The sequence below is a fragment of the Aeromonas sp. R6-1 genome (assembly GCF_040908165.1).
Taxonomy (GTDB): Bacteria; Pseudomonadota; Gammaproteobacteria; order Enterobacterales; family Aeromonadaceae; genus Aeromonas; species Aeromonas caviae.
On the sequence record NZ_JBFODF010000043.1, the window covers coordinates 156,656 to 180,024 of the forward strand.

Sequence of the window (23,369 nt, forward strand, 5' to 3'; positions counted from 1 at the left end):
CGACCCCTTCCCGAGGTGACTCCTGTGCACAAAGCGAATCTCAATCTCTTGCCCACCCTCAAGGTGCTGCTGGAGACCCGCAACATCAGCCGGGCGGCGGAGCTGCTGAACCTGAGCCAGCCCTCTATCAGCAAGCAGCTCGGCCAGCTTCGCAGCGAGTTTGGCGACGAGCTGCTGGTGCGGGAAGGGCAGCGCTGGCTGCTGACCCCGCGGGCCGAGGCCTTGGCGGCCCAGCTTGCCGATTCCCTCGGTGCCCTGGAGCGGCTCTACGAGGCACCGGAATTTGCCCCCGAGCGCTGCGAGCGGGTGTTTCGGCTCGCCTCCTCCGACTACGTGGCCCAGCACATCCTGCCGGACATCTGTGCTGCCCTGGCGAGGGCCGCCCCCCGAGCGGCGCTGGAGTACAGCCTGTGGGACAAGCGCCAGTTGCCCCAGCTCTGGCAATCGGAGCTGGACATGGTCTCCACCATCACGGAGCTGGTGCCGGACCAGATCCGCGGCCTGCATCAGGGGGAGGACAGGCTGGTGGTGCTGATGGGGCGCCATCACCCGCTCTCTGGCATGGCGCTCAGCCTGGAGGATTACCTTGCATGGCCCCACCTGCAGGTGAGCGGGGGCGGGGACAAGGACAGCCCGGTGGAGCAGGTGCTGGCCCCTCGCGGGCTCTCCCGCCGCTGGTTTGCCCGGGTGCCCTTCTTCCAGGCAGCGGTGGAGGTGTTGCTGCGCACAGACTGTCTGATGACCACCCCGGCTCATATCGCCTGGCAGCTCTCCCGGGAACATGCCCTGAGTTTTTGCGATCTCCCCTTCGCCACCCGGGTCCAGCAGTATCATCTGCTGTGGCACCAGCGCCACCACCTGGATCCGGCTCACCGCTGGTTTCGCGAGCTGGCCTATCCCTTCCTGCGGGATCACCTGCAATTCACCCTGGGGGAGAGTCGCAAGCAGTTGACAGGAGGGTCGCAGGCGAGCCGCTGATGGCAGCGGGTTGTGCCACTCTATAGCCACTGGCTATGGACTCTATTCATAACTTTCACTTCTGGCATAGCGAGCCACCCCCTACCCTGATCCCGGGTGGCAACAATCGACACGAAGGAAGAGAAGGTATGGAGCTGACGAGTTGGCTGGCGCTGGCCGCCATTTGCGTGATGGGGGCCATCAGCCCGGGGCCGAGCCTGGCACTGATCATCCGCAATACGGTGCAGGGAGGGCAGGGCCACGGGGTTGCCACGGCGCTGGGACACGGCCTGGGAGTCGGCATCTATGCGCTGATCACGGCCCTCGGCCTCGCCATCCTGATCACCCAGACCCCGCTGCTGTTCGATCTCATCCGCTACGGCGGCGCGGCGTTCCTCGCCTGGCTCGGGGTCAAGGCGTTGCTGGCCAGGCCCGCAGGGGGTGAGGCAGGCAAGGAGGAGGGGCACCCGCCACGGGGACGTCAAGGGGCGTTCGAGGGCTTTATGGTGGCCTTCTTGAACCCCCAGCTCGCCATCTTCTTTATTGCCCTGTTCAGCCAGTTCGTTCATGCCGACACCGGCTGGCGTGAGGGGGGCATCATGATGCTGACCGCAGGCGGCATCGATGCGCTCTGGTATGTGCTGGTGGCCCTGGTGCTCTCTCGCGGGCCCGTACTCGCCTGGCTCAAGGCCAAATCCACCGTGATCGACAAGGTGAGCGGCCTGGTGCTGCTGGGGCTGGCCCTCAAGGTCGTGATCTAGCTCCGCGTCGGGTGCCTGCGTAGTCGGCACTCTCTCAGGGCCGGGGGATGAGGGGGCCGCCAGATGTCTTTGTACCGGGTCAATCCTGCATTCTGCGGTGATCTTAAGCGGGATCAAGGCGGGGGGCGGGGAGTCTGGCTAGAGTGGCGGCCATTTGCAGCCCTTCGAACCGGACGTTATGCGCGATCAGAACCATCACAACCGCCTGGAGTTGCTGGCCCCGGCCAAGAACCTCGCCTATGGCATCGAGGCCATCAACCACGGCGCCGATGCCGTCTACATGGGGGGCCCCGCCTTCGGTGCCCGCAGCGCAGCGGGCAACAGCCTTGAGGATATCGAGGCTCTTGCCCGCCATGCTCACCGCTTCGGCGCCCAGGTCTTCGTCGCCTTCAATACCCTGCTGCACGACCACGAGCTGGAGCAGGCCCGGCGCCTGACCCACCAGATCTACCAGGCGGGCGCCGATGCGCTGATCGTGCAGGACATGGGGCTGCTGGCGCTCGATTTGCCCCCCATCGCGCTGCACGCCAGCACCCAGACCGACAACCGCACCCCGGAAAAGGTGAAGTTTCTGCAGGACGTGGGCTTCTCCCAGGTGGTGCTGGCCCGCGAGCTCTCCCTTGCGCAGATCCGCGAGATAAGCGCCGCCACGAGCGTGCAGCTGGAGTTCTTCATCCACGGCGCCCTGTGCGTCTCCTACAGCGGCCAGTGCAACATCAGCCACGCCCGCACCGGGCGCAGCGCGAATCGCGGCGAGTGCGCCCAGCTCTGTCGGCTGCCCTGTTCCCTGCAAACGCCAGGGGGGGAGGTGCTGGTGGAAAACAGCCACCTGCTCTCCTTGAAAGACATGGATCAGACCGACAATCTGGAGGCGCTGATCGCCGCAGGGATCCGCTCCTTCAAGATTGAAGGGCGCCTCAAGGGGCTCGACTACGTCAAGAACGTCACTGCCTGGTATCGCCAGAAGCTGGACACCATTCTGGAGCGCCGCCCCGATCTGGTGGCCGCTTCCGCCGGTCGTTGCAGCTACACCTTTACGCCGGATCCCAAGAAGAGTTTCAACCGGGGCAGCACCGACTACTTCCTCCATGGCCGACAGCCAGGCATCGACTCGCCGCGCAGCCCGAAATACGTCGGGGAGCCGCTCGGGCGCGTCACCAGCGTGACCCGCGATGGCATCGAGATCGACGGCCAGGCCGTAGCCCTCAACAACGGCGATGGCCTCGGCTTCTTCAAGCCGGGGGGCGAGCTGGTGGGGATGCGCCTCAATAAGGTGGAAGAGAAGGCACAGAGCAAGCGGTTACTCCTGTCGGAACCCATGCCCGGTCTCAAGGTGGGCACCGAGATTTTTCGCAACCACGATCAGGCCTTCAGCAAGCAGCTTGAAAAAGGGAGCGCGGATCGCCGCATCCGGGTCGATATGCGGCTATCGGAGTGCGACGAGGGACTGCGGCTCGAACTTGTGGACGAGCAGGGCATTGGTGCCGCCGTCACGCTCCCCTGCGACCAGCAGCCGGCGGACAACCCGGAACGGGCGCTGCAACAGGCCAGGGATCAGCTCGGCAAACTCGGCAACACCCTGTTTGTGGCGCGCCAGATTGAGTTGGCATTCACTCGCCCGCTATTTATTGCGGCTTCACAGCTTAACGGCTTGCGCCGGGAGGGGATCGCCGCCCTGGAAGCGGCCCGTCTGGCTGCCTACCGGCGACCCGAGCGGCGCATTCCCCTGCGAGGCGCCGTTTATCCCCTGCATCGGCTCTCCTACCTCGGCAACGTGCTGAACAGCGCGGCGGAGCAGTTCTTTCGCGAACACGGGGTGGGGAGCATCGCCCCCGCGTATGAGGCGAACAAGGAGGAGCGGGAAGTGGTGCTGATGACAACGAAGCACTGCATCCGCTACAGCCAGCAGCTCTGCCCCAAGGAGGTGCCCGGTCTCAAGGCCGAGCCCCTGGAGCTCAAGATGGGCAAGGAGAGTTTCCGCCTGCGCTTTGACTGCCATCGCTGCGAGATGCAGGTGATGGGCAGCCTGAAGAGGGGATGATTGCCCGTGTGGGCATGGGGCTGGAGCGGATTTGATGGCAGTATGGGGCGCGGCCTTGTCACGGATATCCCGTGGTGAGGCGCCTTCCCCCAGTCTTCTTCTGACAAAGGATCCGTCATGAACATCCATGCACTGCCGTTTTGCACCACGAACTGGGCCGAGGTCCCGCCGACCGAACACAAGGGAGAGCGCGGCGTCGCCCGCTGGCACACCCGGCAGTTCGGGGATCTGCGGGTGCGAATGGTGGAGTACTCCCCCGGGTATCTGGCGGATCACTGGTGCAGCAAGGGCCATGTGCTGCTCTGCCTCGAAGGGGAGCTGCACACCGAGTTGCAGGATGGCCGCGTCTTCACCCTGACGCCGGGCATGAGCTACCAGGTGGCGGACAACGCCGAACCCCATCGCTCCTATACCGAACTGGGCGCTCGCCTCTTTATCGTCGACTGAGCCTCCCTCTTTCCCGCTTCCCCTTGTGCATCAGGATCTTGCCATGCTTGAACTCAGACCCAACTGCGAGTGCTGTGACCGGGATCTGCCCGCCGACACGGCGACGGCCTACATCTGCTCCTTCGAGTGCACCTTCTGCGCCGAGTGCAACGATCAGTATCTGCACCTGATCTGTCCCAACTGTGGCGGCGAGCTGGTCAGGCGCCCGCGCCGCCCGGCGGCCAAGCTGGTGAACAATCCCGCCTCCCTCCAGCGCGTCTTCAATCCGGCTCTGAAAGCGGTGCTGGGCAAGGGGGGCTAGGGCCCTCCCTTCATCGGAAGGGCTGGGCTGGCAACTGGCTCGCCCCTGTGGCTCTTGACCTTCTCCCGGCGGCAGCCCCTATCAAGGGGGCTCACACCAAAGGAGCAAAAGATGACGGAGCGATTTGAAGGAGAAGGGGCGAAGGCCTATGACAGCCGCATCCCCTTGCTGGTGCCAGGCTACGAGCTGCTGCACCAGCTTTGTGCCTCCCGGCTGATGGCCGCGCTGGGTCAGCAGGCCCGGGTGCTGCTGGTGGGGGTGGGCACGGGCAGCGAGTTGCTGCTGCTTGGCCGTCTCTGCCCCCGCTGGACCTTTGTGGCCCAGGATATCTCGGCGGACATGCTGGCCCAGGCCAGGATGCGGGCCGAGCAGGCGGGCATGGGAGAGAGGGTGTGCTGGCACCTAGGCGAATTGCCTGTGGTGGATAAGCCTTGCGATGGTGCACTCTGTCTGCTGGTGCTGCATTTTCTGGCGCAAGATGCCAAAGCCGCGCTATTGGGTGATATTTATCGCCAGCTCAATCCTGGCGCTCCCCTGCTGCTGGCGGATCTGATGGCGCCCACGGACCCGCTTGAGCGAAAGGCGATGGGGTTGCAAGCCGCCCTCGCCGGTTTGCCGCTTCCTGCCTGCGAGCAGATGGTGCGCCGCCTCGGGGAGGATTTCACCTCCCTGGACGAGGGACAGACCCGGCGCCTCTTGCAAGGGGCCGGTTTCGCGGCGGCGCACCGCTTCTTTCAGGCGCTGGGGTTTCACGGCTGGCTGGCGCAGCGGCAGTGAGCCCTGGCCGGGTGGCGCCGGATCAACGAGAGGTCCTCTCCAGCGTCAGCAGCGCCTGCTTGATGGGCAGGCCTCCCGCATAGCCGGTGAGGCTGCCATTCTGGCCGATCACCCGGTGGCAGGGGATGATGATGGAGAGCGGATTGCGGCCGTTCGCGGCACCCACCGCCCGCACCGCGTTTGGCTTGCCGATGGTGCGGGCGATGTCGCCGTAGCTGCGGGTCTCCCCGTAGGGGATGTCGCACAGCGCCTGCCACACCGCTTGCTGAAACGCCGTGCCCCTGGGGGCGAGCGGCAGGGTGAAGCGCTGCAACCGGCCCGCGAAGTAGTCCCGAAACTCGGCGAGGAAGGGGGCGAGCGCCTCGCCGTCCTGCTGCCAGTCCTGCATGTCGGGCAGCGGCCGCAGTCCGGCCAGGAAGTCCACATGGACCAGACCGCGCTCGTCGATGGCGACCAGCAGTTCGCCCTGGTCGGTGGGCATCATGTCATAGCGGATCATGGGCTCTTCTCCTCGTCTTGTGTCTGTGTTGGCCGGGTGAGCAGCGCCGGTTGTTCACTCATGGCGTGCCACAGCCAGCTCGCGGCATAGGCGCGCCACGGCTGCCAGGGGGCGCTGCGCGCTGTCACCTCTTTCACCGGCAGCTTGTCACCGCCCCCCAGCGCCTTTTGCAGCACGAGATCCGAGGCGGGGAAGGCATCCGTGTCGAGCCCGCAGCGCAGCCGCCAGTAAGCGACCGTCCAGGGACCTATGCCCGGCAGCGCGAGCAGTTGCTCGTCGCTTGCGCTGCCCAGGGTGAGTGCGCCGCTTGCGAGCGCCGAGGCCAGCCCTTGCAGGGTGCGGATGCGGCTGCCCGGCATGCCGATGCCGTCGAGATCCAGTTCGCACAGCTGGGTCGGGGTGGGCAGCTGCGCGGTGCCGAACTGCGCCAGGGTGCGCGCCACCAGGCGCCCCATGATGGTGATGGCACCCTTGACCGACACCTGCTGGCCGACGATGGCGCGCAGCATCACCTCGTATTCATCCCACCCCCCCGGCAGCCGCACCCCGGGCCATCGTCCCTGGATGCCGGCAAGCAGCGGATCCTGCCCCAGGTGTTCGCCGATGCGGCTCATGTCGGCGTCGAGATCCCACATGCGGCGCACGCGGTACAGGATGTCTGGCAGCGCGCCCGGCGGCAGATCCTGCACCGTCAGCCTGAGCCTCTCCCCCTCGACGGGCTCGATGCGGATGAGCCCCTCCTGCTCGCCGACCCGGTGACGGCGTTCGTAACCGTGCTCATCCACCCGCTCCAGCCCCGGAATGGCGCGCAACCGGTAGAACGCGAGCATGGCCTGCGCATCGAATGGCGGGCGATATTGCAGGTGCAGTTGCAGGCTCGATTGCGGCGCCGCCTCGCCAGTCCCCCCTTCCTGCTTGCGCAGGGCGCCCGGTGTCATCCCATACGCCTGCAGCCAGGCGTCGTTGAAGCGACGAATGCTCGCAAAGCCTGCGGCAAACGCCACGTCCGTGATGGGCAGGCGCGTCTCCGTCAAAAGCCGTTTCGCGAGCAGCAGGCGGCGCGTCTGCTCCACCTGTTTCGGCGAGGCGCCGAGGTGTTGCTCGAACTGGCGCCTCAGGGTGCGCTCCGTGATCCCGGCCTGCGTTGCAAGGGAGCCTAGGCTGTGCTCCGCCAGCTCGCCGCGCTCGATGCGCGCCAGCACCTGGGCGACGAGCGGTGGCAGATCGCCGCTCTGGGCCGGTGCGAGCTCGGGGCGACAGCGCAGACAGGGGCGCAGCCCGTGCTGCTCCGCCGCCGCCGCGAAGCGAAAATAGCGCACATTGTGCTCGTGCGGTGCCCGCGCCGGACACACGGGGCGGCAATAGATACCGGTGGAGAGCACCCCGGTGAAGAAGCGACCATCGAAACGCGCGTCTCGCGCGAGGCGTGCGGCGTGGCACTGCTCCCGGGTGAGACCCGGGATGATCTCGTCCCGTTGGGATGAATGCGGGGGCTCTGTGGTCATGGCATGGCTCGGGTTGCTGTGGGCATGTCCCAGAGACTAAGCGGGGGCGAGAGGGGTGACTAGCCAAAAACGGACAGGGATAGCAAAAATAGTGCGATCCGAGGAATCCCAGTCCTCCCTTTGTAAGGTTAGGGGGGCAGGACCCCACCCTAACCCTCCCCTTCGTAAGGGGAGGGGACAAACAGCTCCCCTCTGTGAACGGGGGCGGGGTTAGCTCCTCCCCCTTGTGAAGGGGGAGGCTGGGAGGGGGTTCAACCTCGCTTATTTCAGATAGCGCTGTTCGAGGTGTTTGCGCAGCCACTGGGGATTGAGCGCCTCACCGGTCGCGCGGCGAATGAGCTCGTCCGTGCCGTGCAGGCTGCCCTGGGACCAGATATGGCGACCGAGCCAGCCAAAGATCTCCGGCAGGCGGCCGGACTCTACGAGCGTGCCCATGTCGCCGAGCTCACGCTCGAGTGCAAAGCGCAGTTGCGCCGCGTACATGGCGCCGAGCGTGTAGCTCGGGAAGTAGCCAAACGAGCCGTCCGTCCAGTGGATGTCCTGCATGCAGCCATTCTGGTAATTGCCCTTCGTGGACAAGCCGAGCCACTGTTGCATCTTCGCGTCCCACAGCTCGGGGATGTCCGCGACCTCGATGCGCCCTTCCATCAGGTCCCGCTCCAGCTCGTAGCGCAGGATGACGTGGGCAGGGTAGGTGACCTCGTCCGCATCGACGCGGATAAAGCCGGGCTCGACCCTGTTGTACAGCTTCTCGAGGTTCGCGGGGGCGAGCGCGGCCTGTTCGCCGAAGTGTGCGCGGATGCGCGGTGCAATCTGTGCAAGGAACGCGGGGTGATGGCCGAGTTGCATCTCGCAGAACAGGCTCTGACTCTCGTGAATGCCCATGGAACGCGCCTCGGCCACCGGCTGGCCGAGCAGTGCGCGCGGCAGGCCCTGCTCGTAACGCGCGTGACCCGTCTCGTGGACGATGCCCATCAGGCTGGAGACGAACTCCTGCTCGTTGTAGCGCGTGGTGATGCGCACGTCCGTCGGCACGCCGCCGCAGAACGGGTGGCTGCTCACGTCGAGCCGGCCGTGGGCGAAATCAAAGCCGAGCAGCCCCATCACCTCCTGACCGAGCGCCTGCTGCGTTGGGATCGGGAAGGGGCCTTGCGGCGTAAGGAGCACGTCGCTCTTCTGCCGTTCGCTCACGGTCTGGATGAGGCCGGGCAGCCAGCTCGTCAGATCGCCGAAGATCTGATCCAGCCTCGCGCTCGTCATGCCGGGCTCGTACAGCGCCAGCATGGCGTCATAGGGACGCACCCCGAGCGCGTCGGCGCGCAGGCGAGCCACCTCCCGCGACAGGCGCACCACCTCCTCGAGGTTAGGGGCAAAACCTGCCCAGTCGTTCTCCTTGCGCTGGCGACGCCAGGCGTGCTCGCATTTGCTGCCGGCCAGGGAAAGCGCCTCCACCAGCGCCCCCGGCAGCAGGCTTGCATCCTGCCACTGGCGCTTGATCTCCCGCAGGTTCGCACGCTGGTGCTCGTCCAGCGGTTCACTCTCTGCCTTGGCAATCCACTCCCCAAGCTCGGGGGCGGTGCGCTTGCCGTGGATCAGCACGCCGAGCTCCGCCATCGCCTCGGCGCGGGCCTCGTTGCCCCCCTCCGGCATCATGGCGGCCTGATCCCAGCCGCAGATGGCGGAGAGGTGGGAGAGGCGGTGCAGTTGTTGCTGATGTTGTTCGAGTTTCTGGTATGACATGGGATTGTCCTTGTTATCGTCCCTGATGATATGCACCCCGTACCTGGCATGATCGGGGCCGCCCGATGCTAGCACTGCCATCCACCCTGGTGCCACCCTCAGGCAGTCAGCCGAGGCGCTTCTGGTGCCGTTCGCGGTTTTCCGCCTTCTTGCGCTCGCTCTTGCGCAGCAATACGTAGAGCGCACCGCTGCCGCCGTGGCGGCGCTCGGCGCTGTGCATGGCCATCACCGAAGGCAACTGTGGCAGCCAGGCGCTGACATGGCTCTTGAGCAGGGCACGCGGGGTGCTGCGCTCCCCCTTGCCGTGCAGGATCAGCAGGCAGCGGATATCCCGCACTTCGCATTCGGCAATGAACTGCACCAGGGCGATACGGGCCTCGTTGAGCGTCTTGTGGTGCAGGTCGAGGGAGCCTTGCAGCTCGTACTTGCCAAGGCGCAGCTTCTTGTAGACCCCCTCCTGCACGCCGTCACGCTTGAAGCCGACGATGGCGTGGGGGTCCAGCATCTCGACTGCTTCTGTGCCGAGGTGATCCAGGGTGAGTTGTTCGGCGGTGGCGGCTTCCCGGCGCGCGAGTTGCGCCTCGGTGGGCTGGCTGTTGCCCGCAACGGGGGCGATATGGTCGCTGCGAAGGGGCCGCACGTCGGCCACTTCCTGCAGGAACAGTGAGAGTTCGTCGTTATGAGACACGGCAGGCTCCCCGCATGAAAATGAGGGAGCCAGTATAGCGGGCCTTGGTGGGCCTTAGAATGGCAACGCTCGCAGGCCCCGGCCCTGCCGGGGAGGGCGGTCTGAGCGAGCCTGGTTATTGCCCCTCTTTGGGCGGCTCTGCGTGCATCACCTTGTAGATGAAATAGACCGCATAGGCGCTGATGAGCAGGAAGGTGCCGAAAATCACCAGCATGGACATCAGCTCCACGCTGTTGCCAAACATCAGGTTCATCCAGAATTCCATCTCGTTCACTCCTGTCACTGGGCGGTGACAGGCATGATAGATACCTCTTCAGGAGGGAGGGGATGATCTCGATCAACTCCCTCTCTGGTTATTTAATCGGCAGCGAATTCTGTGAGCCGACGCGAATCCGGCGCGTCAGGTCGCCGGACTGGACGCTATTTTGCCTTCTCCAGGGTCGGTTCGGTGAGGGGCGTGATGCGCCAGCCCTGCTGCTCCAGCAGGGCGAGCAGCCCATGCTCGCCGTAAAGATGCAGGGCCCCTACCACGATAAAGCTCTCGTTCGGCAGGCTGGGCCACTTCTTGACCCAGTTGCGGTTGCGCTCCGCCAGCAGGGTCTGTTCCAGCCAGGCTTGCAGCTTGGGCGGCGCCATCTCCTCCCTGAGCAGATTGATGAGGGTGGCCTCGTCCCCGTTCTGCCAGGCGGTCATCACGGCGTCGAACCCCTGCTGGATGTCGGGCAGCTCGTCCAGGGTGCTCTCCAGCATCAGGGTCTGGTTGTCGCCGACGCTCGCGAGATAGCCGAGTTGCTCCAGCAGGGTCTCCAGCCCGACGATGGGCTTGCCGCCGTCGTTCGCCCGCTTGGCGAAGTGCTGGTCGACACCGTATTCACCGCGATAGCCGGTGCGCTCCAGGGCCGCCTGGGTCAGGGTAATGGCCGCAAACCAGGGACGCAGCGGGGCCAGCATGCTCTCGTTCAGACCGTTCTGGCCCGCGGCGATGAGAGTGCGACGGTAGAGGTCGATGGGCAGGTGATCCTTGAGGGTCTTGCCGTCGACGAGCCGGGTGATGGCGCCCATCTCCTGCCACTGCTCCTGGCTTATGTGGGTCATGTCCACCTCCATCACCAGGGCGCGGCTCTGCTGCCAGGCGCGCTCCACCGGGTCCGGCAGGGGATAGAGAGAGGGTTTGCCCGCGTGGATGGACCCCAGCAGCCAGTGCTGTTCGTTGCCCTTGTTGATGCGGTAAAAGGCCGGATCGGCCATGGCATGGAGCGGCAGCAGCAGACAGAGCAGGAAGGAGAGCAGCGTGGGATGGAATCTCATGAGGCACCTTATGTGAGCGGGATGAGTGCTCTATGATAAGTCCTCATTTGTCACAGCCAAGAGGTTTCCCATGCCCCACCTTCGTTTTCGGGCAGTTTCTGTCGACACCCTGCAGCGGATAAGCGCCCCCCTGATGGCGGATCTCTGCGCCCTGACCGGTGGCAAGCCGGAGTTCGTCACCCTGGAGTGCGTGCCGAGCCAGTGGGTACGAGATGGCCAGCCCGAAGCCGGTTTCCCCTTCGTGGAGCTGGTCTGGTTCGAGCGACCGCAGGAGATGCAGGATGCCGCCGCCGCCCTCATCACCCGCCACCTGAAAGGGGTGCTGGGGGAGCAGACCTATGTGGTGGTGCAGGTGCTGCCCATCGTCAAGAGTCACTACTACAGCAACGGCCAGCACTATTGAGCGGGCATCGTTGCTAAGACAGGTGCATGTCAAGAGGAGGCCCGCCGAGGGCCCCTTTATCAGGCTGATTTGATCAGCAGCTTGTCAAGCCAGCGGCTTGGCAGCAGGCGGCGCAGCACGGTAAACAATTTGGTCGGGAAGGTGACCGGGTAGCGGTGCCTGGGACGCTTGCTCGTGAGCGCATGCAGTAACGGCGGGATGCAGGCCTCGCTTGGCAGGGTAAAGCCGCGGGCACCCCCTTCACGCTCCAGCCTGGCCAGTGTCTGGGCATAGGCGTCCTGATGGCGGCTGGTGGCGGGATCTATGTGGCGCAGGAAGGCCTCCCGGGCATTGGCGCGAAACCGGGTGTCGATGGGGCCGGGTTCGATCAGGCTGATGTGCACGCCACTGCCCGCGAGTTCCAGGCGCAGGGTGTCGGTATAGCCTTCCAGCGCGAACTTGCTGGCGTTGTAGGCGCCACGATACTTCATGGCCACCAGGCCAAGCACCGAGCTGTTCTGCACGATGCGCCCCTCGCCTGCCGCCAGCATGGGGGGCAATACCTGGCGAATGAGGTGGTGCCAGCCAAAGAGGTTGGTCTCGAACTGCTCGCGCAGCGCCTCGGTGGGGAGATCTTCCAGCGCACCGGGCTGGCCGTAGGCGCCGTTGTTGAACAGCCCGTAGAGGCGCCCTTCTGCCAGGGCCAGCGCCTCTGCCGCCCCTCGCTCTATGCTGGTGTTGTCCGCCAGATCCAGTTGCACCGCCAACAGACCCTGCTGCTGCAGCAGGGCCACATCCTCGGCCTTGCGGGCGGAAGCGATGACGGTGAAGCCCCGGGCGCCGAGCGTTCTTGCGGCGGCGAGGCCGATGCCGCTGGAGCAGCCGGTGACGAGCACGAAGGGATGGGGCATGAGCATGGTCCTGGTTGGCGGCCAGCAGGTGGCCCGAAGCTGGCATGGTAGCGTGGTGCCACCAAAAACAAAACCGGGCCAGAGGCCCGGTTTTCGGTCACGTCAGATGCCTGATTACATGATGGTGAACGGCATGATGATGTGGAACTTGACGTCATGCTCGGAGCTGAACATGTTCGGGTAGTACCAGCTGCCCTTGTCGTCCTGTTCGTTGTTGTAGTCGGTGTAGTGCAGCTTGAACAGGGTGCCCTTCAGCTTGCCGTCCTGCACTGTGTACATGACGTCGAAGTTGGCTGCCCACTCTTTGCCGCCTTCCAGGGACTTGTCACCGTTGTTGGCATCCCAGCCGTAGGCACCGGAGACACCCACGCCCCAGCCCGGTGCACCCACCAGATCATCCAGGGAACGAGTCACGCCGAAGAACAGGGCTTTCTCGTCGTTGTGGTTCCAGTCGGAGCGGGAATCCCACCAGATTTCGTTGGCGCCCTGGGAGTTGCCGTAGCCACGGGTCAGACGGGGCAGGTAGTTGCCCAGATCCCCTTCAGCCTTGGTCCACAGGCCTTCCAGACGGAAGCCATAGGGGCCGGCTGCCCAGCTGGCGGTGAGGGCTTGTTGCCAGGCCAGGCCGTCATAGTCGCTGTTCTCGGTGTCGGAACCGTAGAACTGGTAGCTGGTGTTCAGGCCACCCAGTACGTCGAATTTGTGGGCCAGCTTGAAGTGGTAGCTGTCCATGTAGCCTTCGGACTGACCGAAGCCGGCGGTGACGGCAGTGCCGTTCTCGAAGGTGTAGCGAGCGGCCAGACCGTGGATGTAGTCGATCTTGTTCGCATCGGTGAAGGGATCGCTGGCATAGGGGCTGCTCTTGGAGAAGCCGGTGGTGTTCTTGAACCAGGGAGCCTTGTACTCGTCGGCGATGGCGTAGGTCAGGTAGAGGCCGCCGAAGGTGCCTTCGATCTGGCCACCACGGTAGGTACCGGGTTGATAGGACCAGTTGACGCCGAGGATGCCGGGTACATAGAGCTGGGTGTAACCACCCTTGGCGGTGACGGCGTCACCGAACTTGAATTTCAGGGCGGCGTTGGAGAGGCTGAAGCCGTTCTCGGGAACGCCGTCACCACCTGAACCCCACTTGTCGCCCCAGAAGGAGAACTCGTTCTCTTCGTTGACGCCATTGCTCTCGTCAACGGCCAGGTCGTAGGCACCGAAGCCGCCCACGTCGACGCCGACCACACCCCATGCATAGCCGGAGTTGAAGTTCAGGGCTGCCTGGGTGGTGGCATGGCTCAGGTTGGAGTGGTATTTGCCATCCTGACCCGGACCGGCCTGGACGCGATCACGCTCACGCTGGAAGTAGAACAGGCCACCGGTGAGCTTGCCTTCGTCGATGAAGGCGCTGTAGGACTTGCCGTATTCCGGGCTCATCATGTCTTGAGCGGCGAACGCCATGCCGGGTGCGACCAGTGCCGCGACCACGGCAGCACTCAACGCGGCGCGCTTGAAGATCACTTTTTCCATTTGTTATTGCTCCTGATTTTATGGACTTAGCTTTTTATCCGGCAGCCGGGTAGGCACCCGCCGCTCGGTATTGGCATTGCAATCAACACCCCTAAGGGCAAAAAAATGGTTCTCTGTCGTGCCCTTGTGCCTGATGCCTTGGCGCATCGGTCGGGGCTATCTGCATCGTTACAGTCGTTATTTTTTGGCTGTCGATCCTTGGCGATCTGACATCACCAAGAGTACGTTCGCGGTGCGAAATATCAATGTAAAGTTCCCGGCAAGTTTCAAAAATATGACCGAGTGCAAATAATCATGATTCTTGGTGTGGGCACTCCCAGGCCACTCATGTCGGCAATGACAGCGCTTTCATGGTGATTTCACCGTTCTCCTGCGCAGATCTTGCCGTCAAGGCAGAACTTTCTTTGTTAACCCGGTGGCAACATATAATTTTGTATCACAAAAAAAGATGGGCCCGGCGGGATGCCCACTGTCGTGAGCGTGAGCCGTCGCCCGACAGACAGGGGGACCAGGGATGTGAAAGGGGTGAGAGGGCCTGTGACTGAATGGATGAGGCAACCCGTCATCGCCCGTGAGGACGTGACGGGAGTATCAGGGGAAGGGTTGCGGCAAGGCCGTACCGCGGGCAGGTAGACAGGGAGCGCGCCCCGGGTCTGGTGCGAGCCAGACCCGGGGGTTATCAGGCCTGGCTCAGGATCCGGGGGATCTGCTGGGCCTGGTGGTGTATGTGCTCCGAGACCTGTACCGAGAGACGACTGCCCTGGCGGGCGTGCTGGCTGATGCGACCGATGAGGGCGGCGAAGCTCGCCAGCCTGTGTTCCTGGCTCTTGGCATTGTCGGCGCCCTGCAGGGCGATGACGGCGGTGCTGCGCGCCATCTCCCGCACCGTCAGGGTGGTCTGGCGCAGCTGCTCCGCCTGCTGGCGCTGCTCGGCGGCCTCTGCGGTGATGCGGGCCAGCACGGTGGCGAGCTGATCCCCCGCCTGGGTGAGGCTGGCAAGGATCTCGGTGATCTGGCCGAGGGAGCGCTGGGTGTCGGCGGAGAGGTGGCGCACCTCGTCGGCTACCACCGCGAAGCCGCGTCCCTGCTCCCCGGCCCTGGCCGCCTCGATGGCGGCGTTGAGGGCCAGCAGGTTGGTCTGCTGGGAGATATGGCCGATGACGTCGACGATGGCAGTCACGTCCTCCACCGAGCGGGTCAGCTGGGCCAGGGCGCCGCTGCTCTCGTCGATGGCGAGCCCGGTCTGGGCGGTAGCCGTCAGCATGCCCCCGACCAGCCGCTCGCTCTGGCTCATGGAGTGTTCATTGTGCTGGGCGTGCTGGGCGATTTCGGCGGCGACCTGGTGCACCTCGCTGGCGAGCTGGTTGAGCTCCTGCATCATGGTGTCACTCTCGTCCACCGCCTGCTCCGTGGTGCGGGTGCTGTGATGGATCTCCTGCACCTGGTTGACCATCCCTTGCAGACTTTGCGACACCGCCGATAGCTGGCCCTCTTTCTGCTGCTGATCCTGTTGCAGGCGCTGTATCAGGCGGTTGTAGCTCGCGACGATGTCCGCCAGCTCGTTGCGCTCGCGCCCCGGGGTCAGCAGCTGGGCCTGACCCGTGGCGTCGAGCTGCAGGAAGGCTGCCCGCAGTTGCAGCAGGGGCCTGACCAGCCAGCGACGCTGCACCAGGGCGAACAGCAGGGCCACCACGACCAGGCAGAGCGCCAGCACGCCGAGTACGGTGGCCAGCTCCCGGTTCATGGTCTGACGGGCGGCGGCGAGTTGTTCGCCCAATTGCTCCCCCGCTTGCAGCAGCTGGGTGATGTCCTGCTGCACCATCTGACGAGCGGCCTGCTGCTGTTGCAGCGCCTTGCGGCTGTTTTCCAGCTCCTGGGGATAGCGCTTGAGCAGGGAGGTCAGCTCGGCTTTGGGCTGATCCCCGAGCTCCTTGCGTATCGGCTCTCCCAGGGTGAATTCGTCGGCCGGTGCCTCCTCGAAAAGTGCCAGGCTCGGCAGGGCGGCCAGGGAGTCTGCCTGCTTTTGCAGGGCAGCCAGCTCGAATTGCAGCCCTTCGAGGCGCTTGGCGCTCGCCTGCTCCATGTAGTTCTGGCGCTGGTGGGCGAGGGAGGGGAGGGCGGTCAGGATGTCGGCCGCCCCCTGGCGATACTGCTCGGCAAGGGCCGGATCCCGCCCGGCGGCAGCCCCCTGCTGGCCGTAACGGAGCAAGGCTTTGGCCTGGGTGGTCAACTCGTTCTCGGCATTTTGCAGCAACCACTGGCTGTTGCCGGAGAGCTTGCCCGCCGCCAGATAGTCGCCGTCAATGCGGGTTTTCATCTGCTCAAGCCGGGCGTTTAGCGGCTGGGTCTGGGGATCCTCCAGGCGGGACAGCAGGGCCAGCGCCTGCTGGCGCACTCCCTGGGCCTGGGCCAGCAACAGGGGATCCCCGCTGCCGAGATAGTCGCGAAGCGCCCCCTGCAGCGGACCGCTCAGTTGCTGTTGCAGGCGCTCCTGCAAACGCTGGGCCTGGGCCGAGTGGTTGAATTGTTGCCAGCCATGATAGAGCGCGGTGGCCTGAACACCGGCCACCAGCAGCAAGACGAGGGAAGAGAGGGAGGCAAAATGGGCAATTTTCACATCAGATTCCTGCTTGAATCACGCAATGGGCGCGAGCTTAATCAGGTCTGATGGCGTTTTTATGACAGTGGCCGTGCCAGCTCCCGTTGACTTGGGCTCTTCACCAGCAGGCCGAGCAGGGCGCCGCCCATGATGAGCCCCCCCGCCAGCAGATGGCGCGGGGTGAGCGCCTCGCCGTTGAGCCAGACCAGCAGCAGGGTGCTCAGCAAGGGAGTGAGGTAGGCGAGCGCGCCGATGCGGCGCGGATCCCCGTCCCGCAGCGCCAGATACCAGGTGACGAAGGCCGCCCCCATGGGGCCGAGGGCGAGCCCGGCGATGAGCAGCCAGTCCCCCTGGGGGATCCGGGCGAATGGCAAGGGGCCTTCCAGCATCCATGCCAGCAGCAGGGCCAGGAGCCCTGCGGGCAGGCAGGCGGCGGCCGTGACCACGGCAGGAGCGGGAGGCAGGCGTCGGGAGAGCACGGAATAGGCGCCCCAGACGATGGCAGCGCCGAGGGCCAGCAGGTAGCCGGGCAGATGGGCCTGTTGCAGTTGCAGGTGACCATCGACCATCACCAGCACCGATCCCGCGAGACCCAGGGCCCCGGCCAGCAGATGGTGCAGGCTCAGGGGATGACCCGGCAGCAGCAAGGGGGTGAACAGTATGATGCACAGCGGCCAGAGGTAGTTGATGAGGTTTGCCTCCAGCACGGGGGCGTGGCGAAAGCTTGTGAACAGCAGCAGGTGATAGAGCAGCAGGGCGGTGATGGTCACCAGCCAGGTGAGGGGGCTGGCGCGCCACTGGCGCCAGAATGGCAGGGTGCCCGCCCCGCAGAACAGCAGCACCAGCCCCACCAGCACCAGCGGCGAGACGCTGGTGATCCGGGAGGTGAGCGCGGCGAGGGAGGCCCACAGCAAGATGGTGAGCAGGGCAAAACCGGTGGACTTGTCCCACCAGGAAGACGCAGGCATCCAACACTCCTTTGCAAGATGAATGAACGAAAAAGAGGGCCAGTCTAGCAGACTGGCCCTCGTCACACAGCGTTGCCGTGACGGTGCGGGTTATGACTCCCGGCTCGGGACGGCCCCTGCCGCCGGAGCCAGGGACTGCCCCTTGACGTACCAGACGATGAGGGCCAGCACCAGCAGCGGCAGCACGGGGTCGAACCAGGTGCCGCCGGAGCCGAACAGCAGGTTCAGCAGGGCGACGCCGGTGCCGCCGATGGCCCAGGCGATGGTGGTCGGGATGGACCAGACGATCATCTGCTGCTTGACGTCGGAGATCCCCATCATGCGGTTGACCACCCAGAACAGGCTGTCGTTGAAGTAACCGAAGAAGAGCGACCCCATGGTGGCGGCCTGGGCGGCCAGCAGCATGTTGACCCCGGGGATCTGCGCCAGGATAGGGGCGGAGATGGAGGCCGCCGTCACCATGGCCACGGTGCCGGACCCCTGGATGAGGCGCACCAGGGTCGCCACGATGAAGGGGATCAGGATGGGGGAGATGGGCAATTGGGCGATCTGCTCGGCCAGTTGCTGGCCTGCGCCACTGTCGCGCAGCACGGCCCCCAGCGCCCCGCCGGCACCGGTCACCAGCAGGATGATGCCGGCGGATTGCAGCCCCTCTTCCAGGCGGGCCGCGGTGGCGTGCCTGTCCATGTGCGGGACTAGCGTATAGACCGCCAGCAGCACGCTGATGGCCAGCGCGATGATGGGGGTGCCGATGAAGTTGATGCCCTGCACCAGGGGGTTCGCCATCAGGCCGTCCATGCCCTCCAGGGTGGCCAGAGTGGTGAAGATGGCCTTGACGAAGATGAGCACGATGGGCACCAGGATCGGCAGCAGCGACAGGGTCAGGCTCGGCAGGGTCTTGCCCTCCTTCTCCTTGAGGTACTGCTCATAGGTGGCTTGCAGCTCGTCCGGGGTCTGGGCGGCCTGGGCACCGAACTCGGGGTACTTCTTGTCGAGCCACTGGGCGTAGAAGACGATGCCGAGCACGCAGGGGATGGCCAGGGCCATGCCGGTCAGCAGCATGGCGCCGATGTCCACGCCAAACAGGCCGGCAACCCCCAGCGGGCCCGGGGTCGGCGGCACGGTATGGTGGGTCACCACCAGGCCGCCCGCGAGCGCCACCCCCAGGGTGAGCAGGGAGCGCTTGCCACTTTTTGCCAGCGCCTTGGCCACCGGATAGAGGATGACGAAGGCGGAATCCACGAAGATGGGGATGCTGACGATGTAGCCCGTGATGGCCAGAGCCCACTCCTCGCGGCGCTTGCCGAGCCACTTGATGAAGCTGTAGGCGATCTGTTCGGCGGCGCCGGAGACCTCAAGCAGGCGACCCATCATGACCCCGAGGCCGATGACGATGCCGATGCTGCCGAGGGTGGAGCCAAAGCCCTGGGTGATCACGGTGAGGGTCTTGTCGATGCTCATGCCGCCGGTGATCCCGGCGATGCAGGCCGCCGCCAGCATGGCGATCAGGGCGTGCACCCGGGTACGGATGACCAGGAACACCAGCACGAAGACCGCGATGATGAGACCGATGATGGGGGTTGGGATGTCGCTCATGATGCCTCCTGCATGTCATGGGTGATGAAACTGTCGATGATGTCGGCAAACGTCCTGTCTGCCGCGAAGCCGAGGGCGCTGGCCCGCTGGTTGTCGATGCGTCCCGGCCAGCTCGCCACGATGCGCTCGATGGCCGGATCGGCGGCAAACTGCACCCGATCCCGGGCTGCCTGGCCACCGGCCCGGGCGAGGGCCTCCAGCATTTCGCCGACGGTCACGCTGATGCCGGGCAGATTGATGCTGCGGGCGTCACCGGTGGCGGGAAGTCTGGCCGCCAGCAGGAAGTTCGCGACCACGGTGGCGGGGCTGGAGAGCCAGAGGCGCAGATCCGGGTTCACCGGGCAGATGGCGCTCTCCCCTTGCAGCGGCTCGCGGATGATGCTGCTGACAAAGGAGGAGGCGGCGCGGTTCGGCTTGCCCGGCCGCACGCAGATGGTGGGCAGGCGCAATACCAGACCGTCGACGAAGCCCTTGCGGCTGTAGTCGTTGACCAGCAGCTCTCCCATGGCCTTCTGGGTGCCGTAGGAGGAGGTGGGGGTGAGCGCCGTGCCGTCATTCACCAGCTCCGGCAGCGGGCCGCCATAGACGGCGAGCGAGCTGGTGAAGACGAAGCGAATGCCCGGCCGGGCATGGCGGCACGCCTCCAGCAGGGTGCGGGTGGTGTCCAGGTTGACCTGCCAGCCCAGATCGAAGTCCTGCTCCGCGTGGCTGCTGACGATGGCGGCCAGGTGGTAGACCACGGCGGTCCGCTCGCTGATGAGGGACTCGGCGACACCGGGTTCGGTGAGGTCGGCCCGGAGACAGCGAACCCTGGGGTCCGGCAGGGGGGATTGCGGCTGCTGGATGTCCACCAGCAGCAGCTCGGTGAAGGGGTGGGGGCCTTGCAGCAGGGCCCGGGCCAGTTTCTGGCCCAGGAAGCCACCGCCGCCGGTGATGATGATCTGCATCTTGTTATCCTCAGACTCGTTCATGTTCAGGGTCGTTATTGTTGTGTCAGCCAGCCCAGCCCTTCCCGGGTGCCGGCTCTGGGGTTGTACTCGCAGCCTATCCAGTCGTGGTAGCCCGCCTGCGCCAGCGCCTTGAACAGGTGGGGGTAAGCGATCTCCCCCTCGTCAGGCTCGTGGCGATCCGGTACCGAGGCGATCTGGACGTGGCCGATGGCCGGGCCCAGCTTGCCGATGAGACGGGTGAGATCCCCGTCCATGATCTGGGCGTGATAGAGGTCGAGCTGCACCCCCACGTTGGGTCTGTCTATCTCCTGCACCAGGGCCAGGGCGTCGAGCTGGTGGGCCAGGAAGTAGCCGGGTACATCCCGATCGTTGAGCGGCTCGAGCAGCACCTTGATGCCGTCTTCGGCCAGGAAGTCGGCGGCGAAGCGGATGTTGTCGATCAGGGTCTGGCGGTGGGCCGAGAGGCTATGAGCAGGGTCCACGATGCCGCTCATGGCGTGTACCTTGGTGCAGCCGAGCGCCAGGGCATAGTCACGCACGCTTGGCAGGTGGCCGCGAAACTCCGCTTCCCGCCCCGGGATGGCGGCCATGCCGCGCTCCCCTGCCGCCCAGTTGCCCGGCGGCATGTTGAACAGGGCCTGGGAGAGCCCCTGCTCGCGCAAGCGGCGGCCCAGCTCTGCGGCCGGCCACTCGTAGGGGAAGAGGAACTCCACCGCCTCGAAGCCTGCGTCGCGGGCGGCGGCGAAGCGCTCCAGGAACGGCACCTCGGTAAACAGCATGGTGAGATTGGCGGCAAACTTGCTCATGGTTTCATCCTCCTCAATTCATCAATTTCGGGTTCGCTCAGGTAGCGGATGGCGTGGCCATGAAGCATCAGTGCCAGGCGCGCCGTCTCCTCCAGCTCTTCCATGTTGTTGACCGCATCCACCAGATCCTTGCCCGTCACCACGGGGCCGTGGTTGGCCAACAGGAAGGCGTTGCCTTCGGGGGCGCGGCGCCCCAGCTCCTCGGCGATGCGGGCATCCCCCGGTTTGTAGTAGGGGATGAGCGGCAACTGGCCGACCCGCATCACGTAGTAGGGGGTGAAGGGGCGGATGACGTTGGCCGGATCCAGCCCCTCCAGACAGGAGAGGGCGGTCAGGTGGGTGCAGTGCAGGTGCACCACGGCCCGGCAGTCCGGATTGTTGTGGTAGATGGCAAGGTGGAAGGCCACCTCCTTGGAGGGGCGATCACCTCCCAGGTGTTCCCCCTGCAGGTTGACGTGAGAGAGCCTGTCGGCGCTGAGCCGTCCCAGGCAGGAGCCGGTCGGGGTGGCGATCAGGGTACCGTCCGGCAGCAGGGCGGAGAGGTTGCCGGCGCCCCCGGTGGCATAACCGCGCTGGAAGAGGGAAGCCCCCAGCATCACCATGGTGTCGCGCAGTGCCTGTTCAGTCATGGAAGTACTCCTGAGCCTTGTCGAAGAAGTCGTCGCTCCCGAAATTGCCGGACTTGAGGGCCAGCGACAGGGGGGCGTCGATGGCCCGCACCCAGGGCACACCGGGGGCGATCTGCGGGCCTATGTGGAACGCCTTGACGCCGAGGGCCTGGGTGACCCGGCTCGAGGTCTCGCCACCGGCGATGATGAAGCGGTCCACCCCGGCGCCTTGCAGCAGTTGGGCAAGGCGGGCAAAGCAGTGTTCCACCGCGTCGCTGGCCGCCTGCTGGCCGTGGGTTTCCTGAATGCGGGCCAGCTCAACCGGGCTGGTGGTGGCGTAGACCAGCGGCGCCGGGGTCCGGGGCTGGTCCAGTACCCAGCGCGCCAGCTCGGCCGGGTAGTCGGCATCCTCGAGGCAGCGCACCACATCCAGCGCCAGGGCAGGGGCGTGCTGGCGATAGCGGGCCACCTGACGGTTGGTCATCTCGGAGCAGGAGCCCGACAGCACCGCGGCGCGGCTGCCTCTGGGCCAGCCCGCTTCGCGGGCACCCTGCAGATCGCCGCTGCCAAGCTGACGAGCCAGGCCAATGGCGAGGCCGGATCCGCCGGTCACCAGGGGCATGTCGAGGGCGGCGGTGGCGATGTCCAGCAGGTGCTGCTCGGTCAGGGTGTCGACCACGGCGTAGCGCACACCAGCTTGCGTTAGCTGCTCAAAGGCGTCGGCAATGGCGCCGGGACCCTGTGCGATGGTATTGAACGGCACCAGACCGGCGCGGCCCTGGGCTTGCCCCTCCATCAGCCGCAGCAGGTTGCTGTCGGTCATGGGGGTGATGGGGTGATGGCGCATGCCGGACTCGGCGAGCGGCTGGGTGCCGACAAACAGGTTGCCCTGATAGACGGTGCGACCGTTCACCGGCAGGGCCGGACAGATCAGGGTGAACTTGCTCTCCAGCGCCGCCAGCAGGGCGTCGGTGACGGGGCCGATGTTGCCCGCCGCCGTGCTGTCGAAGGTGGAGCAGTATTTCTGGTAGATGCGCGGGCAGCCGCGGGCCTTGAGCCAGTCGAGGGCCGCCAGGGAGTCGCGCACTGCCTCATCGGCCGGGCAGGAGCGGCTCTTGAGGCTGATCACCACGGCGTCGACCCCGGTCAGATCCGCCTCTGCCGGGATGCCGGCAAACTGGATGGTGGAGAGGCCGTTCTCCACCAGGAAACCGGCGATGTCGGTGGCGCCGGTGAAGTCGTCTGCGATGACTCCGAGTTTCATGCTTGCTCCTCCTGACCCGGCAGGGTGATGCCTGAGAAGATCTTGATGACGGCGCTGTCATCTTCCTGGCCGTGCCCTGCGTTGCTGGCGCCGAGGAACATGTTCAGCGCCGTGCTCGCGAGCGGCAGCGGGAAGCGCAGCGCCTTGGCGGTGTCCGCCACCAGGGTGAGATCCTTGACGAAGATGTCCACTGCGGAGCGGGCCTGGTAGTCACCGGCCAGCACCCGGGGCATGCGGTTTTCAAACATCCAGGAGTTGCCGGCGGCATGGGTCACCACGTCATACATGAGATCCAGGGACACGCCGGCCCGACTGGCCAGGGCCATGGCCTCGGCGGCCACCGCGATGTGCACCCCGGCCAGCAGCTGGTGGATGATCTTCACCGTGCTGCCCTGGCCCGGCTCGCTGCCGACCCGGTAGACCTTGCCGGCCACCGCATCCAGCACCGGGGCCAGCTTGTCGAAGGCGGCGTCGGAGCCTGCGGCCATCACCGTCATCTCGCCGGCATCGGCCTTGATGGCACCACCGGAAACCGGCGCATCCAGCATCGGCAACCCCATCAGCGCCAGCTCGGCGGCCAGGGCGCTCGCCTCTTCGGCGGCGATGGTGGAAGAGACCATGATGGCGGTGCCCGGTTTGAGGTGGCGAGCCAGCCCCGCTTCGCCGAGCAGGATGCGGCGCACCTGGGTGGCGTTGACCACCAGTGTATAGGACCTATTGAATTGATCACTGGGAATGGTTAGGGA

22 protein-coding genes and 1 pseudogene are annotated in these 23,369 nt (G+C 65.5%); 7 read left to right on the forward strand and 16 right to left on the reverse strand.

Features of this window, described 5'->3' with window-relative positions; all coding sequences use genetic code 11:
- Nucleotides 1-24: 24 nt before the first annotated feature.
- The 6 genes from AB5Y68_RS13995 to AB5Y68_RS14020 all read left to right on the forward strand — a co-directional run bounded on the left by AB5Y68_RS13995 (nucleotide 25) and on the right by AB5Y68_RS14020 (nucleotide 5,284).
- Nucleotides 25-978, forward strand: coding sequence for a LysR family transcriptional regulator (locus AB5Y68_RS13995; protein ID WP_124245298.1), 954 nt, complete (start codon nucleotides 25-27; stop codon nucleotides 976-978).
- Nucleotides 979-1,106: 128 nt separating this feature from the next.
- Nucleotides 1,107-1,718 (forward strand): LysE family translocator, encoded by a 612-nt coding sequence (locus tag AB5Y68_RS14000; RefSeq protein ID WP_368207272.1) that lies wholly within the window; start codon nucleotides 1,107-1,109, stop codon nucleotides 1,716-1,718.
- A 178-nt stretch (nucleotides 1,719-1,896) separates the two neighbouring features.
- On the forward strand, nucleotides 1,897-3,759 hold the full coding sequence (locus tag AB5Y68_RS14005) for a U32 family peptidase (protein ID WP_368207274.1): 1,863 nt from the start codon (nucleotides 1,897-1,899) through the stop codon (nucleotides 3,757-3,759).
- A 117-nt stretch (nucleotides 3,760-3,876) separates the two neighbouring features.
- Nucleotides 3,877-4,206 (forward strand): DHCW motif cupin fold protein, encoded by a 330-nt coding sequence (locus AB5Y68_RS14010; protein WP_039041054.1) that lies wholly within the window; start codon nucleotides 3,877-3,879, stop codon nucleotides 4,204-4,206.
- Between the two features lie 43 nt (nucleotides 4,207-4,249).
- Nucleotides 4,250-4,507 (forward strand): DUF1272 domain-containing protein, encoded by a 258-nt coding sequence (locus tag AB5Y68_RS14015; protein ID WP_210600433.1) that lies wholly within the window; start codon nucleotides 4,250-4,252, stop codon nucleotides 4,505-4,507.
- Nucleotides 4,508-4,618: 111 nt separating this feature from the next.
- A complete protein-coding gene (locus AB5Y68_RS14020; RefSeq protein ID WP_128345121.1) occupies nucleotides 4,619-5,284 on the forward strand; it encodes a class I SAM-dependent methyltransferase in 666 nt (221 codons plus the stop codon).
- A 22-nt stretch (nucleotides 5,285-5,306) separates the two neighbouring features.
- Here the strand turns inward: AB5Y68_RS14020 and AB5Y68_RS14025 are convergent, their stop codons facing one another.
- The 6 genes from AB5Y68_RS14025 to AB5Y68_RS14050 all read right to left on the reverse strand — a co-directional run bounded on the left by AB5Y68_RS14025 (nucleotide 5,307) and on the right by AB5Y68_RS14050 (nucleotide 11,024).
- Nucleotides 5,307-5,783 carry a methylated-DNA--[protein]-cysteine S-methyltransferase gene (locus tag AB5Y68_RS14025; RefSeq protein ID WP_128345123.1) on the reverse strand — a complete coding sequence of 159 codons (477 nt, stop codon included), beginning with the start codon at nucleotides 5,781-5,783 and terminating at the stop codon, nucleotides 5,307-5,309.
- A complete protein-coding gene (locus tag AB5Y68_RS14030) occupies nucleotides 5,780-7,288 on the reverse strand; it encodes an AlkA N-terminal domain-containing protein (RefSeq protein ID WP_128345125.1) in 1,509 nt (502 codons plus the stop codon). Before AB5Y68_RS14030 ends, AB5Y68_RS14025 begins: the two co-directional genes overlap by 4 nt.
- Nucleotides 7,289-7,549: 261 nt before the next feature.
- Entirely contained in the window at nucleotides 7,550-9,028 is a 1,479-nt protein-coding gene (locus AB5Y68_RS14035) for a carboxypeptidase M32 (protein WP_039041058.1), read from the reverse strand.
- Nucleotides 9,029-9,134: 106 nt separating this feature from the next.
- Nucleotides 9,135-9,716 (reverse strand): DNA endonuclease SmrA, encoded by a 582-nt coding sequence (smrA, locus tag AB5Y68_RS14040; RefSeq protein WP_010673286.1) that lies wholly within the window; start codon nucleotides 9,714-9,716, stop codon nucleotides 9,135-9,137.
- A 115-nt stretch (nucleotides 9,717-9,831) separates the two neighbouring features.
- Nucleotides 9,832-9,981, reverse strand: coding sequence for a DUF3149 domain-containing protein (locus AB5Y68_RS14045; RefSeq protein WP_368207277.1), 150 nt, complete (start codon nucleotides 9,979-9,981; stop codon nucleotides 9,832-9,834).
- 155 nt (nucleotides 9,982-10,136) lie between these two features.
- The gene (locus AB5Y68_RS14050; RefSeq protein ID WP_041214639.1) at nucleotides 10,137-11,024 is read right to left on the reverse strand and encodes a TraB/GumN family protein; all 888 of its coding nucleotides are present in this window, start codon (nucleotides 11,022-11,024) and stop codon (nucleotides 10,137-10,139) included.
- A gap of 70 nt (nucleotides 11,025-11,094) precedes the next feature.
- Between AB5Y68_RS14050 and AB5Y68_RS14055 the strand changes: the two genes are divergently transcribed.
- Entirely contained in the window at nucleotides 11,095-11,427 is a 333-nt protein-coding gene (locus AB5Y68_RS14055) for a DUF1904 family protein (protein ID WP_041214640.1), read from the forward strand.
- A 59-nt stretch (nucleotides 11,428-11,486) separates the two neighbouring features.
- On the opposite strand, the gene AB5Y68_RS14060 is transcribed toward AB5Y68_RS14055, so the two are convergent.
- The 10 genes and pseudogenes from AB5Y68_RS14060 to ltnD form a co-directional block, all read right to left on the reverse strand.
- Complete coding sequence (locus AB5Y68_RS14060) at nucleotides 11,487-12,317, reverse strand: SDR family oxidoreductase (RefSeq protein WP_368207279.1); 831 nt, start codon at nucleotides 12,315-12,317, stop codon at nucleotides 11,487-11,489.
- Between the two features lie 114 nt (nucleotides 12,318-12,431).
- Nucleotides 12,432-13,832 (reverse strand): OprD family outer membrane porin, encoded by a 1,401-nt coding sequence (locus AB5Y68_RS14065; protein WP_010673291.1) that lies wholly within the window; start codon nucleotides 13,830-13,832, stop codon nucleotides 12,432-12,434.
- Nucleotides 13,833-14,511: 679 nt separating this feature from the next.
- Complete coding sequence (locus tag AB5Y68_RS14070) at nucleotides 14,512-16,449, reverse strand: methyl-accepting chemotaxis protein (protein WP_042017726.1); 1,938 nt, start codon at nucleotides 16,447-16,449, stop codon at nucleotides 14,512-14,514.
- Between the two features lie 59 nt (nucleotides 16,450-16,508).
- The gene (locus AB5Y68_RS14075) at nucleotides 16,509-17,399 is read right to left on the reverse strand and encodes a DMT family transporter (RefSeq protein WP_039041063.1); all 891 of its coding nucleotides are present in this window, start codon (nucleotides 17,397-17,399) and stop codon (nucleotides 16,509-16,511) included.
- 90 nt (nucleotides 17,400-17,489) lie between these two features.
- Complete coding sequence (locus AB5Y68_RS14080; protein WP_010673294.1) at nucleotides 17,490-18,995, reverse strand: GntP family permease; 1,506 nt, start codon at nucleotides 18,993-18,995, stop codon at nucleotides 17,490-17,492.
- On the reverse strand, nucleotides 18,992-19,966 hold the full coding sequence (gene denD / locus AB5Y68_RS14085) for a D-erythronate dehydrogenase (protein WP_368207281.1): 975 nt from the start codon (nucleotides 19,964-19,966) through the stop codon (nucleotides 18,992-18,994). Before denD ends, AB5Y68_RS14080 begins: the two co-directional genes overlap by 4 nt.
- Before the next feature lie 11 nt (nucleotides 19,967-19,977).
- Entirely contained in the window at nucleotides 19,978-20,751 is a 774-nt protein-coding gene (gene otnI, locus AB5Y68_RS14090) for a 2-oxo-tetronate isomerase (protein ID WP_039041065.1), read from the reverse strand.
- The gene (locus AB5Y68_RS14095; RefSeq protein ID WP_039041066.1) at nucleotides 20,748-21,380 is read right to left on the reverse strand and encodes an aldolase; all 633 of its coding nucleotides are present in this window, start codon (nucleotides 21,378-21,380) and stop codon (nucleotides 20,748-20,750) included. Before AB5Y68_RS14095 ends, otnI begins: the two co-directional genes overlap by 4 nt.
- Nucleotides 21,373-22,623: a 3-oxo-tetronate kinase gene (gene otnK / locus AB5Y68_RS14100; protein WP_039041067.1), complete on the reverse strand. Its 1,251-nt coding sequence runs from the start codon at nucleotides 22,621-22,623 to the stop codon at nucleotides 21,373-21,375. Before otnK ends, AB5Y68_RS14095 begins: the two co-directional genes overlap by 8 nt.
- Nucleotides 22,620-23,327: pseudogene (gene ltnD / locus AB5Y68_RS14105) on the reverse strand (L-threonate dehydrogenase); the annotation flags it as partial. The pseudogene ltnD and the gene otnK, both read right to left, overlap by 4 nt.
- Nucleotides 23,328-23,369: the final 42 nt, after the last annotated feature.

Coding starts and splice junctions, on each gene's coding strand:
- AB5Y68_RS14000 (WP_368207272.1), top strand. CDS start 1,107: ATGGAGCTGACGAGTTGGCTGGCGCTGGCCGCCATTTGCGTGATGGGG.
- AB5Y68_RS14005 (WP_368207274.1), top strand. CDS start 1,897: ATGCGCGATCAGAACCATCACAACCGCCTGGAGTTGCTGGCCCCGGCC.
- AB5Y68_RS14010 (WP_039041054.1), top strand. CDS start 3,877: ATGAACATCCATGCACTGCCGTTTTGCACCACGAACTGGGCCGAGGTC.
- AB5Y68_RS14015 (WP_210600433.1), top strand. CDS start 4,250: ATGCTTGAACTCAGACCCAACTGCGAGTGCTGTGACCGGGATCTGCCC.
- AB5Y68_RS14020 (WP_128345121.1), top strand. CDS start 4,619: ATGACGGAGCGATTTGAAGGAGAAGGGGCGAAGGCCTATGACAGCCGC.
- AB5Y68_RS14025 (WP_128345123.1), bottom strand. CDS start 5,783: ATGATCCGCTATGACATGATGCCCACCGACCAGGGCGAACTGCTGGTC.
- AB5Y68_RS14030 (WP_128345125.1), bottom strand. CDS start 7,288: ATGACCACAGAGCCCCCGCATTCATCCCAACGGGACGAGATCATCCCG.
- AB5Y68_RS14035 (WP_039041058.1), bottom strand. CDS start 9,028: ATGTCATACCAGAAACTCGAACAACATCAGCAACAACTGCACCGCCTC.
- AB5Y68_RS14045 (WP_368207277.1), bottom strand. CDS start 9,981: ATGGAATTCTGGATGAACCTGATGTTTGGCAACAGCGTGGAGCTGATG.
- AB5Y68_RS14050 (WP_041214639.1), bottom strand. CDS start 11,024: ATGAGATTCCATCCCACGCTGCTCTCCTTCCTGCTCTGTCTGCTGCTG.
- AB5Y68_RS14055 (WP_041214640.1), top strand. CDS start 11,095: ATGCCCCACCTTCGTTTTCGGGCAGTTTCTGTCGACACCCTGCAGCGG.
- AB5Y68_RS14060 (WP_368207279.1), bottom strand. CDS start 12,317: ATGCCCCATCCCTTCGTGCTCGTCACCGGCTGCTCCAGCGGCATCGGC.
- AB5Y68_RS14065 (WP_010673291.1), bottom strand. CDS start 13,832: ATGGAAAAAGTGATCTTCAAGCGCGCCGCGTTGAGTGCTGCCGTGGTC.
- AB5Y68_RS14075 (WP_039041063.1), bottom strand. CDS start 17,399: ATGCCTGCGTCTTCCTGGTGGGACAAGTCCACCGGTTTTGCCCTGCTC.
- AB5Y68_RS14080 (WP_010673294.1), bottom strand. CDS start 18,995: ATGAGCGACATCCCAACCCCCATCATCGGTCTCATCATCGCGGTCTTC.
- denD (WP_368207281.1), bottom strand. CDS start 19,966: ATGAACGAGTCTGAGGATAACAAGATGCAGATCATCATCACCGGCGGC.
- otnI (WP_039041065.1), bottom strand. CDS start 20,751: ATGAGCAAGTTTGCCGCCAATCTCACCATGCTGTTTACCGAGGTGCCG.
- AB5Y68_RS14095 (WP_039041066.1), bottom strand. CDS start 21,380: ATGACTGAACAGGCACTGCGCGACACCATGGTGATGCTGGGGGCTTCC.
- otnK (WP_039041067.1), bottom strand. CDS start 22,623: ATGAAACTCGGAGTCATCGCAGACGACTTCACCGGCGCCACCGACATC.